This window comes from Streptomyces sp. NPDC058985, assembly GCF_042740985.1.
Classification (GTDB): Bacteria; Actinomycetota; Actinomycetes; order Streptomycetales; family Streptomycetaceae; genus Streptomyces.
Genome location: NZ_JBHYJX010000022.1, coordinates 43187 through 54076, shown reverse-complemented (window position 1 = coordinate 54076; position 10890 = coordinate 43187). Strand labels below are relative to the sequence as shown.

General features: G+C 72.1%; 8 protein-coding genes and 1 pseudogene. 5 read left to right on the top strand and 4 right to left on the bottom strand.

Going from position 1 to position 10890, the window contains the following annotated elements:
- Positions 1-40: 40 nt before the first annotated feature.
- A complete protein-coding gene (locus tag ACFW01_RS20545) occupies positions 41-1288 on the top strand; it encodes a cation:proton antiporter (protein WP_234958129.1) in 1248 nt (415 codons plus the stop codon).
- A 136-nt stretch (positions 1289-1424) separates the two neighbouring features.
- Here ACFW01_RS20545 and ACFW01_RS20540 read toward each other — a convergent pair whose 3' ends face one another.
- Positions 1425-2945 (bottom strand): alanine/glycine:cation symporter family protein, encoded by a 1521-nt coding sequence (locus ACFW01_RS20540; RefSeq protein ID WP_234958128.1) that lies wholly within the window; start codon positions 2943-2945, stop codon positions 1425-1427.
- 413 nt (positions 2946-3358) lie between these two features.
- Positions 3359-4438 carry a PucR family transcriptional regulator gene (locus ACFW01_RS20535; RefSeq protein ID WP_384505294.1) on the bottom strand — a complete coding sequence of 360 codons (1080 nt, stop codon included), beginning with the start codon at positions 4436-4438 and terminating at the stop codon, positions 3359-3361.
- 202 nt (positions 4439-4640) lie between these two features.
- Between ACFW01_RS20535 and ACFW01_RS20530 the strand changes: the two are divergent.
- The 4 genes and pseudogenes from ACFW01_RS20530 to ACFW01_RS20515 form a co-directional block, all read left to right on the top strand.
- Positions 4641-4712: pseudogene (locus ACFW01_RS20530) on the top strand (MarR family transcriptional regulator); the annotation flags it as partial.
- 269 nt (positions 4713-4981) lie between these two features.
- Positions 4982-5617 (top strand): ABC transporter ATP-binding protein, encoded by a 636-nt coding sequence (locus tag ACFW01_RS20525; protein WP_234958127.1) that lies wholly within the window; start codon positions 4982-4984, stop codon positions 5615-5617.
- Positions 5614-6483, top strand: coding sequence for a metal ABC transporter permease (locus ACFW01_RS20520; RefSeq protein WP_234958126.1), 870 nt, complete (start codon positions 5614-5616; stop codon positions 6481-6483). Before ACFW01_RS20525 ends, ACFW01_RS20520 begins: the two co-directional genes overlap by 4 nt.
- Positions 6441-7292 carry a metal ABC transporter solute-binding protein, Zn/Mn family gene (locus ACFW01_RS20515; RefSeq protein ID WP_384505289.1) on the top strand — a complete coding sequence of 284 codons (852 nt, stop codon included), beginning with the start codon at positions 6441-6443 and terminating at the stop codon, positions 7290-7292. The genes ACFW01_RS20520 and ACFW01_RS20515 overlap by 43 nt, the downstream gene beginning before the upstream one ends.
- Before the next feature lie 63 nt (positions 7293-7355).
- Here the strand turns inward: ACFW01_RS20515 and ACFW01_RS20510 are convergent, their stop codons facing one another.
- Both ACFW01_RS20510 and ACFW01_RS20505 read right to left on the bottom strand, forming a co-directional pair.
- The gene (locus tag ACFW01_RS20510; protein ID WP_384505286.1) at positions 7356-9041 is read right to left on the bottom strand and encodes a class I adenylate-forming enzyme family protein; all 1686 of its coding nucleotides are present in this window, start codon (positions 9039-9041) and stop codon (positions 7356-7358) included.
- Positions 9038-10780, bottom strand: a complete 1743-nt coding sequence (locus tag ACFW01_RS20505) for a CoA transferase (protein ID WP_384505283.1) — start codon at positions 10778-10780, stop codon at positions 9038-9040. The genes ACFW01_RS20510 and ACFW01_RS20505 overlap by 4 nt, the downstream gene beginning before the upstream one ends.
- Positions 10781-10890 lie beyond the last annotated feature (110 nt).

Genomic DNA, 10890 nt, shown 5'->3' with positions numbered 1-10890 from the left:
ATCAGGGAACAGTTGTCTTCGTCGATCGGGGTTGGTCTTCGTGGTGCTCGTCGCGGTTTTCGGCGCGGCTCTGCTCATCGCGGTTCTGCTCTCCGGGCTCGCGGCCCGGACCGTGCTGTCCACCTCCTTGCTCTTCCTCGTCGGCGGTGCGCTCGTCAGCGACGGGTTCCTCGGGCTCATCCACATCACGCCGGACAGCGACATCGTCGCGGTCACCGCCGACCTGGCGCTGTTCGCGGTGCTGTTCACCGACGGCATGCACGTGTCCTTCCCGAAGCTGAGAGAGAACTGGAAGAACCCGGCCCGCGCCCTCGGCCTCGGTATGCCGCTCGCCTTCGTGGGCATGGCACTGATCACCCACTACCTGGTCGGGCTGGACTGGACGACCTCCTTCCTGGTGGGCGCCGTACTGGCCCCCACGGACCCGGTGTTCGCCTCGGCGATCGTGGGCCGCAAGGAAGTGCCCGCCAAGCTGCGGCAGCTGCTCAACGTGGAGAGCGGCATCAACGACGGGCTCGCCCTGCCGGTGGTGCTCGTCCTCATCGCCGCCGCCGGCCCGACCAGCGGCCACGCGGAGTCGGCCTTCGGGAAGATCGCCCTGGAACTCGGGCTCGGGCTCGTCTTCGGCGTGGTGCTGCCCCTGCTGGTGAACGGTCTCGTGCGCTTCAGGCTGCTGGGGGCGGAACCCAAGCTGCAGCCGTTGCTGCCGCTGGCCACCGGCATCGTCCTGTACGCCGCGTGCCACCTGACCCATGCCAACCCGTACCTGGCCGCCTTCTCCGCGGGTGCCGTTCTCACCGCCGTGTCACCGGAGGCGAAGACGGCCTTCGAACCGCTGGGTGAGGCGCTCGCGGAGCTGGCCAAGTTCGCCGCCCTGCTGGTCTTCGGCGCGCTGCTGACGCCCCAGCTCTTCGCCGACCTGTCCTGGACCGGCTACGTGGCCGTCGTCCTGGCGATCGTGCTGGTGCGGCCCGCCTCGATGCTGGTCTCGCTCGCCGGAACGCGGTTCGACCGCCGGGAGAAGCTGGTGGCCGCGTGGTTCGGTCCCAAGGGGTTCGCGTCGGTGGTCTACGGGCTTCTCGTGCTGCAGGCCGGCATCCCGCAGGGGGAGCAGGCGTACACGCTCATCGCCGTCTGCATCGCCTTCTCGATCATCGCCCACAGCAGCACCGACGTGCCCATCGCGAGGATCTTCGACGTGGAGGACCTGACGGGCATCCCCGAGCCGGCCGGCAGCACCCGGCCCCAGGCCCCGAGCGAGGAGGACGGACCCGTCCGCAGGCCGTGAACGCCTCGTCCGCCGGCCGGGACACAGGTCCGGGAGACGGCCTGCCCGCGCGGGGACCCGGACACGGCGAACGGGCCCGTGCTCACCAGGCGCGAGGTGAGCACGGGCCCGTTCAGGAGCCGGGCCGTGTGAGCGGTCAGACGATGGTCTTCACCGACTCCTGGTCGTCGTCGCCGTCGGCGCTTCCGCCCGCCTTCCGGGTGCGGACGTACTCCAGGAACGTGTGGAGTTCGCGCTTGACGACGGGGGCGAGCAGGTAGAGGCCGATGATGTTGATGACGGCCAGCGAGAAGAGGACCGCGTCCGCCAGGTCGATCAGGGTCTGCAGCGTCAGCAGCGAACCCGCGATGGCGAAGACGGTGTAGAGGGCCTTGTACGTGATCTCGCTGACCCGGCTGCGGCCGAAGAGGTACGTCCACGCCTTGAGGCCGTAGTAGCCCCAGGTCAGCACCGTGGAGACCGCGAACAGCAGCACCGCGACGGTGAGGACGTACGGGAACCAGGGCAGGACCGTCTCGAAGGCGTCCGAGGTGATCGTGACGCCGCCGATGTCCTCGCCGAGGCTGTCCGGGTTGGCGATGACGATGGTGAGCGCGGTCATCGTGCAGATGACGACCGTGTCGATGAAGGGCTCCAGCAGGGCGACCAGGCCCTCACTGGCGGGGTGCTTGGTCTTGACCGCGGAGTGGGCGATCGGCGCGGAGCCGAGACCGGCCTCGTTGGAGAAGGCGGCCCGCTTGAAGCCGATGATCAGGGCACCGAGGACACCGCCGGCGACCCCCTCGGGGTTGAAGGCGCGCTCGACGATCGACACCAGGGCGTCCGGGACGGCGGTGATGTTGACCAGGATCACGATGAGGCACGCGACGATGTAGACGCCCGCCATGGCCGGCACGAGCCTGCTGGTGACGTTGGCGATGGAGCGGATGCCGCCGAGGAGCACGATGCCGACGACGACGGCGATCAGGATGCCGAAGAACAGGGCGCCGGCCGAGGAGCCGAGCGCGCCGTCCTCGCCGCCGGTGACGGAGACCAGCTGCGCGTAGGACTGGTTGACCTGGAAGAGGTTGCCGCCGAAGAGACCGAAGAACAGGATCATGAAGGAGGCGAGGACCGCGAGCACCTTGCCGAGCGTCTTGCCGTTCTTCCCGAAGCGTTCGGCGAGGCCCTTGGGGAGGTAGTGCATGGGGCCACCGGACACGGTGCCGTCGGCGTGCACCTCGCGGTACTTCACGCCGAGGGTGACCTCGACGAACTTGGTGGCCATGCCGAGCAGGCCGCACAGGATCATCCAGAAGGTGGCGCCGGCGCCACCGATGGACACGGCGACGGCGACACCGGCGATGTTGCCGAGACCGACGGTGCCGGAGACCGCCGCGGTCAGTGCCTGGAAGTGGTTGACCTCACCGGCCGACCCCTTCTCGTCGTACTTCCCGCGCACCACGTCGACGGCGAGTCTGAACTTGCGGAACTGGATGAAGCCGAACCAGCCGGTGAAGACCAGGCCGGCGACGACGAGCCAGGCGACGATGAGGGGCAGGTCGGTTCCGCCCACGGGGACGGCGTAGAAGACCACCTCCCCCAGCCACTCGGCTATGGGCTCGAAGAATCCGCTGACTGCATCGTCGACGGACTGGGTGACGGAGTCGAGTGACACGTGGCTACCTCGGTGACGCTGGTGTGGCGGGCGGGGAGCCCGCCTGGGTGAGCGGTCTCTGGGCGAACGTCGTTGTCCGATGAGCGAACCCGGGGTACACGAAGCGGTTTCGGAACGTGATCAGCCCGGGCGGTAGTGGGATACAGGCCAAACCCCGCGGATCCCGGTGGCCGACCGAGTCACCTGCGGAGTTGCGCTGTTCTACCACGTCTTTGCCGAACGTTTAGTGACGTATCTCACGTAACGGTTCGTGACCAGTGAAAGTCCCAGCAGGTGAGACCGGACCGTTATTCGGCCACGGGGAGCGTGTCGTCTACACATATACGGGGCCGCCGACCGGGTGACGGGCGGGTGACCGGCGGGTGGACGCGTGGCGTGCCGACGAGAGCGTGCTGGAGGGTACCGGAGGGTGCTCAGCCTTCTCGGGCGGGCCAGTCAAGGAGCCGGGCCCCGATGGTCGCGGTCTGCAGCATGTAGCGGTGGGAGGGGTCCGTCGGGTCGGCGCCGGTGAGCTGGTGGATGCGCTCCAGCCGGTAGGTGAGGGCCCGCACGCTCAGCGAGAGACGGCGCGCCGCCGCGGCGGCGACGCAGCCCGAGTCGAAGTACGCGGTGAGCGTCTCCAGCAGGGGCCCGGCACCGCCGCGCGCGGTGGTGAGCGGACCGAGCGTGTCGTGGACCAGGTCGGCCATGGCCTGGCGGTCGCGGGTCAGAACGGGGTAGACGAGCAGGTCGGCGGCGCGCAGCACCGGATCCGCGAGGTCGAGCCGCTCGGCCAGGTCCAGGGCGTTGAGCGCTTCCTCGTAGGACTGGACGACTCCGCCGGGGCCCGGGTGCGGGCGGCCTATCGCGACCCGGCCGCCGTCGGTGGCGGCGTGCGCCTGCTTGGCGAAGTAGGGCAGCACCTCGCCCTCGTTGCCCGGCGCGATGCACAGGAGCCGGCCCTCCTTGGTGGTGAGCAGGACGTTGTGGTTTCCGAAACGCGCGAACAGCGCCTGCTCCACCTGGCGCGGGGCGCCGGATCCCTCCACGTAGGAGTCGGCGCCCTGCGCGACGGCGACCGCGTGGGCGTGGGACAGGCGCAGCCCGAAGCGTTCGGCCCGCTCGGCGAGCCTGCCGAGGTCACTGCGCCCGTGGAGCAGGTCGTCGATGAATTCGCGGCGTGCGGCCTCCTCTTGCCGTACCGCGAGCCGCTGGGCGCGCTCGTAGCCTTCGGCGAAGGCGTCGATCGCCTGGTGCACGGCTGCGAGAGCCCGGTCCGTCGGTGCGGAGAGCCGGGGCCAGACGGCGAGCGCGGCCGACAGGTGCCCACTGACCAGGGCGCGCAGCCCGTGGCCTGCCTCCGCCGCCCGTTCGCCCAGGACCCGCCTGGAGTCCAGCTCCTCCCGGGACAGCCGGCGGCCGGTGGAAGCGACCTCCGTGAGGATCCGTTCAAAGCCGGCCAGATAATCCTCGGGCACGTCTCCGTCCCGCACACCGCCCCCTGAGCCAGTCATCCGCTTGCGACGCGTCCTTGCTCGGCAGCGTGCCCACAGACCCTAGCGAACGCCACGGGGACGGCGTGCCCGGCGGGGGCGTCCCGGCCGGCGAGCAGGCCCGTGCCGCCCCGTGTGCGGACCCGGCAGAACGGGGCACATGGCGGAGCGCGAGCCCCGCGAGGGGACCACGGACGATGTCGACGCGGTGACGCGGGAAGTGTTGCGCACGGTGGACCGGCTCATCGCAGCCGGTCTCGCGGACCGTCGGACCAATCCGCACAACCGCAGGGAGAACCCGTTCCCGTCGACCACACCGATCCGTCCCCACTCGGCTGGCAGTGACACCGGGTTTCTCCCGCGCGGGCAGCCCTCGGAGGATGCCGCTCAACGTCGCCGAGGACACGGCGAAGGGCCCGGCGAAGGCACGGGCGTTGCCTGAGGCGGCGGGTGCGGCAGGGCGACTGCCGGTCAGGTGACGGCCGAGGCCGTTGAGGTCTCTTCGACGCCGCGGGAACCGACCGCGTACCCCGTCCGACTGCTCTGAGGAGGTGGGGAGGTGGCATGGAAGGGCTGGATGTCCGGCTGTCCGGCGTCGTGTGCCGGCACGGCAGGGTCGAGGCCGTGCGCGACGTCGACCTCGACGTCGCGCCGGGGCAGCGTGTGGCTCTGACCGGTACCAACGGGTCGGGCAAGACCACGTTGGTGCGCGCCGTCCTGGGGCTGCACCGGCATGTCGCCGGCCGGATCCTGGTGGGTGGGCGGGACACCGGGAGCGCCGCCGCGTGGGCATGGCGGAGACGGGCGTGCGCCTGGATCCCGCAGAAGCCGGCGACCGGACGCTTTCCCCTGCTGGGCCACGAGCTGCTGACCAGCGGGGGTGCCCGCGCCGAGGCGCTGGAGGCGGCCGACAGGCTGAGGGTCGGTCACCTCGTGGACCGGCCCCTGCACACACTGTCCGGTGGCCAGCTCCAGCGCATGTACCTGGCGCGGGCGGTCGGCTGTGTGGCGGCCGGGGCGGGCGTGCTGCTCGCCGACGAGCCCACCGCCGCCCTCGACTTCGCCGGGCAGGAGGAGGCGGCCGGCGTACTGCTGTCCCTGCCGGTGACCGTCGTGGTCGTCACGCACGACAGGGCTCTGGCCGAACGCTGCGACCGGGTGCTGGAGATGGCCGCGGGCCGGCTGCGGGAGGCCCGGTGAGTGCCCTGGCCGCAGCCGACGTCGGGCAGCTCCTGCAACTCGTGCCCGTTCAGCGGGCCGGTATCGCCCTGCTGGTGGCCGCGGTCGGGCTGCCGGTGATCGGCGTGGTGATCGTAGGCCTCGACATCATGCCCGTGCGGTTCGCGATGATGCACGTGGCTCTCCTGGGCATCGCCGTCGGTCTGACGACCGGGCTCGACCCCATGCTGTGCGCGCTGGTGGCCTGCGCACTCGCCGGCGCCGGAGTCGCACCGCTGGCCCGCACCCCGGACGGTCTGTCCGGCGCCATGGGACTGCTGATGAGCCTGGCGATCGCCGCCGCCCTGCTGCTGCTCGCCGTCTCCGGCGTCAACGCGGCCGGCGCCTTCGCCCTGCTCTGGGGGTCCATCCTCTCGGTCGGCACCGCCGACCTGTGGCTTCTCGTCGCGCTGGCCGTGGTCGTACCCGCCCTGTTCTGGTGGCGCCGCAGGGACATCGCCCTCCTCCTCTACGACCGTGAACTGGCCCTGTCCTCGGGTGTACGGGCCGACCGGCTCACCCTCGTGCTGCTGGTCCTGGTCGCGGTGTCCGTCGCCGGAGCCATCAAGCTCACCGGTGCTCTCCTCGTGGACGCGCTGACGCTTCTTCCGGCCCTCGCCGCCCGGCGGCTCGGCCGTTCCCTGCTGTCCATCACCGCCTGGGCGATCGGCATCGGTGTGGTCGTGAACCTGACCGGGTTCCTGATCGCGCTCCGTTTCGACTGGCCTCCCGGCCCCGTCCTCGTTCTGACCGCCGGCGTGGTCGTCCTCGCCGTCCACCTCGTACCCGAACGGAGAATCAGCTCATGGCGCGCACCAGCGTCCGCATCACTCCCCTCCTCGCACTGAGCTTCAGCGCGGCCCTCCTGCTGACGGCCACCGGCTGCGGTGGCGACAGCGATACGCCGGCCTCCTCTTCCTCCTCGGCCTCCTCTTCCTCCTCGTCCGGCGCGGAAGGTGACGCGGCCGGTGAGGACGGCCCGGTCGTGGTCGCCACGACGAGTTGGGAAGGCGCGTTCGCCAAGGCGGCCGGTGCCCAGGACGTCACCGTCATCGTGCCGGAGTCGGTACAGCACGCCCCCGACTACGACCCGAAGCCCTCCGATCTCGCGGCCGTGGCGGACGCGGACTTCGTGCTCTACGCGCCCTTCGAGCCGTACGCCGAGAAGTTCAAGGAGGCCGCCGGGGGCGACGCCGAACTCGTCGAGGTCAATCTCGACAACGACGCGGACAAGGCGAAGGCGGAGGTGACGCGGCTGGGCCGGATGTTCGGCACCGAGGCCACCGCCGCCGAGTGGATCACCTCGTTCGACACCGAGTACGGCAAGCTGCGGAAGGATCTCGAGAGCGTCTGGCCGGGCGGCAGGGCACCCACCGCCGTCGCCCAGGTCTTCGCCGCCTGGTCGGCGAAACTGGCGGGGGCGGAGGTGGTCGGGACCTACGGGCCGGAGGCGGTGACGGCCAAGCAGTTGTCCGACCTCTCCAAGAAGAAGCCGCAACTCGTGCTCGACAACGTGCACATGGCGACCGGCACGGTGCTGCCCGACTCTGGGGCGCGCCAGGTGGGGATCGTCAACTATCCGGACAAGGGGCTGGACCTGCTGACCGTCTACAAGAACGCGGCGACGACGCTGGAGAAGGCGATGAAGGCCTCCTGAGGGCGACGCCCGCCGGATGGGCCGCCCGGGGCCTCCCCCCGGCGGCCCTCCGTCGTCCCGCGGTCAGCCTGCCGGGGCCAGCGGGTGCCGGCGCTCCGACGCGGAGGCGCAGCGCTCCCGCATCGCGGCCCGGTCCGGCTTGCCGGCGGGCGTCAGCGGCAGTCCGCTCAGTACCAGCAGGCGCTCGGGGTGCTTGCGCCGCTCCACGGCCCGCGTGTCCAGGTGGGCGCACAGCTCCTCCAGCGTGGGCGCCGCCGCCCCGTCCCTGGGCACGACGCAGGCCGCGAGACGCTCACCCATCAGCGGGTCGGGCACGCCGACGCACACCACGTCCCGGACCGCCGGGTGCGTGGCCAGTTCGACCTCGACCTCGGCGGGGCTGATGTTCGCACCACCGCGGATCACCACGTCCTTCAGCCGTCCGACGACCCGGAGCGTGCCGTCGTCGTCGATGAGGCCGAGGTCCCCGGTGCGTACCCAGCCGTCCTCGGTGCGGTAGCGGGCGTCGAGGTCGGGGGCGGCGACGTAGCACAGGGGTGTCATCGGGCCACGGGCGACGATCTCACCGACCGTACCCCCGCTGACCTCCCGCAACTCACGGGTGCCGGGGACGGCGATCCGGATGTCGGCGACCCGGGGGTCGGGTTGTCCGGCGGCGATGCCGGGGCGCCCGTCGCCGTCGGGGGAGCCGGATGCCAGCCCCGTGTGGCAGTTGACGCCGTCGGCGGAGCCGTAGAGGTTGACGACCGGGCAGCCGAAGGCCAGGCGTGCCTCGGCCGCGGTGGCCTCGTCGAGGGGCGAGCCGCCGACGACCACGGCCGTCGGCGGAGCGAACGTCCGGTGCCCGCCTTCCGCGATCCGGTCCAGCATCATGCGGATCATGGTCGGCACGCCCAGGACATGGGTCGGCTCGTGCTCGGCGATCGCCTCGAGTGCGGCATCCGGGGTGAAGTGGTCGAGCAGGATCAGCGTTCCGCCGTGCCGGGCGAGGGCGACCGGGGTGCCGTTGCTGCCGAAGGCGGAGGCCAGCGGCACCAGGAAGAGACAGCGCGGCGGGCGTCCGTCCGGGATGAGGGAGCCGAGGAAGTTGCCCCGGCCGCCGGCCAGCGCGTTGTGCGAGTAGGCCACCATCTTCGGCTCGGACTCCGACCCGGAGGACACGAGGATGCGGGCGGCGGTGTCGGGGTCGGGACGGGCCGGCGTGAACGTCTTCGGGTCGGTGCGCATCAGAGCCGACAGGGGGACCGCTCCCTCCGGCGCGGTGCCCGCCGGTCCCGCGGCCACCACCGCACGCAGGGCGGGCAGTTCCTCCGTCAGCGCCAGCAGGTCGGCCGCGTGACGGCTGCCCCGGTGTTCGGCTGCCGCGATCACCGCGACCGCCTCCGATCTGCGCAGCAGCGAGGCCGCCTCGCGCCCGCCCCGCCCGACGGGGAAGGGCAGCGCCACCGCGCCCAGGGCGGCCAGCGCCAGATCCGCGACGACGGCGTCGCGGCCGTTGGGTATCTGGACGCCGACGACGTCACCGGCGCGTATCCCGAGGCCGGAGAGTCCGGCGGCCAGACATCGGGCTCTGCGGTCCAGCGCGGTGTAACAGAGCTTGCCTTTGGCGTCGAGGACTGCCGTGCGGTGGGGGTCGGCGATCTGACGGGCGCGGTACAGGCTGTAGAGGTCCAGGTCGGGGCAGGTTCCCTCGACGGCCCAGGTACGGCGCAGCGTGGCGGGCAGCAGGTCGTGCAGGGCGACGGTCATGCGAACCTCCACGGGGCGGGGACGGCAGGGGAGCCGTGGGCGTCACGGCTGATCGATCCGGAGGAGAGCAGGTCGGCCAGGTCGGTGACGACCGGGACGGCGGCCATGCCGCGCTCGTGCAGCCGTCTCAGCTCCTGGGCCGTGGAGAGGTGCCGCGCGTCGTGCGGGAGGGCGGCGTGGTCGGGCAGGGCGATCCAGCCGTCGGCCGTGGGCACGGGCCTGCGGAATCCGGCCGGTTGCCGTGGGTCGAGGCCCTGGGCCGCACGGCACCGTGCCGACGCGGTGAGGACGTCGGCCGCTCCGAGCAGGGACGAGTCCACCCGCACACCGGCTCCCGTGCGCCGGCGCAGCAGCAGCCCCGCGAGGACGGCTTCGGCCCCGAGGAGCCCTCCGAGTACGTCGAGCAGGGTCATCAGTGACGGCACGGGCGGCTCCTCCGCGGCACGTACCGCCTCACCCACCCCGGTGCGGGCCTGCACCATGAAGTCGGTGCCCATCGGCGCTCCGGGGAGCCGGCCGGCCCAGCCGCTGGTGTAGGCGTAGACGAGCGCGGGGTTGACGGCGGACAGGTCCGCGTGGTCCAGGCCGAGGGCGGCGGCCCTGCCCGGCGCCCAGTTGTGGAGGAAGACGTCGGCCTCCGCCGCCATCGCCCGCAGCCGCTTCCGGTCCGTGGCGGACTTGATGTCCACCTCGACGGCCTTCTTGCCCCGGTTGAGCGCCAGCCAGCGAGCCGAGACGCCCGAGCAGGTCGGCGGCATACCGCGCAGTGGATCTCCGCCCGGCGGTTCGATGCGCACCACTTCGGCGCCGAGCAGTCCCAGCAGATGCGCCGTGAGCGGTGCCTGGATGCGGCGGCCGGCCTCCAGGACGGTCAGTCCGGCCAGCGGGGCGTCGGTGTCCGGTGGTGCGCCGGGGTCGGAGTACGACGCGTCGTGCGCCGTCAGTTCCCAGGGCGGGGCGCCGTCGTACTCGGCGGCCCGCTCGGTGAGGGAGTGCAGCGCACACACCTCGGCACCGGAGGCCCGGGCGGCTTCCCGGACGCGCTCCCAGCCGTGGCTCCCGGCCGCGGTGTGCAGCTCCTGCGGGAAGGGTGCGCAGGCCGTGGCGTACCGGAACTGGAAGGGCCGCCAGCCACGCCGTACCGCGTCCGCAGGCGCGTCGAGGGTCCGCCAGAACGCGGCCCACGCGCCCGGATCCAGGGTCTCCAGCTCGAAGACGATGCCGTCGGCGGAGGTGAACGGAGGACCGCCCGGTGCGGTCTCCGCCGCCTCGGCCTCCTCCGCTCCGGCCGCGGCCAGGTACTGGGAGACGGCGAGCAGTCCGGCCCGCTCGACGCTGATCTCGGTCCGCGTCACCTGGGAGCCGCACGTCTGGGCGAGGAGCCCGGCCAGCAGGCCCTGCACGGTCAGCACGCCGGCGGCGGTCGCGGCGTAGTCGGCGGCGAGCCCGCGAGGCGTCCCGTCCCGGCGGCCGTGTACGCCCATGATGCCGGTCACCGCCTGCGCGGTCGCCTCGTCGACGGCTCGGCCGCCCCACGTCGTGTGGGCGGTGACGCCGCCGAACTCCGCGCCGACGAGTGTCATGTGTTCGCCGGAGCGTCCGGTCTCCGCCGCGCCGAGCAGCCGTAGGTGCTCCGCGACGAGTCCGCCCGCCGGGCCCGGCGGTCCCGAGGCGTCCAGACGGAGTCCGTCGAGGGGTCGGGACGGCTGCGCGATGGGCGGTGTGGCCTGTGGTGCCATGCCTCTCCTTTCCTGACGCGCGGGAACCCGGGGGCGATCACCCCCGACCGGTTCCACGAACAGACAGTCGGACCGGCGAGAGCCGAAGTTCCCTGGAAGGTGGGGGAGAC

Bases quoted from the DNA above. Each gene is read 5' to 3' on its own strand.
- ACFW01_RS20510 (WP_384505286.1), bottom strand. From the start codon at position 9,041: ATGACCGTCGCCCTGCACGACCTGCTGCCCGCCACGCTGCGCCGTACC.
- ACFW01_RS20525 (WP_234958127.1), top strand. From the start codon at position 4,982: ATGGAAGGGCTGGATGTCCGGCTGTCCGGCGTCGTGTGCCGGCACGGC.
- ACFW01_RS20505 (WP_384505283.1), bottom strand. From the start codon at position 10,780: ATGGCACCACAGGCCACACCGCCCATCGCGCAGCCGTCCCGACCCCTC.
- ACFW01_RS20515 (WP_384505289.1), top strand. From the start codon at position 6,441: ATGGCGCGCACCAGCGTCCGCATCACTCCCCTCCTCGCACTGAGCTTC.
- ACFW01_RS20535 (WP_384505294.1), bottom strand. From the start codon at position 4,438: ATGACTGGCTCAGGGGGCGGTGTGCGGGACGGAGACGTGCCCGAGGAT.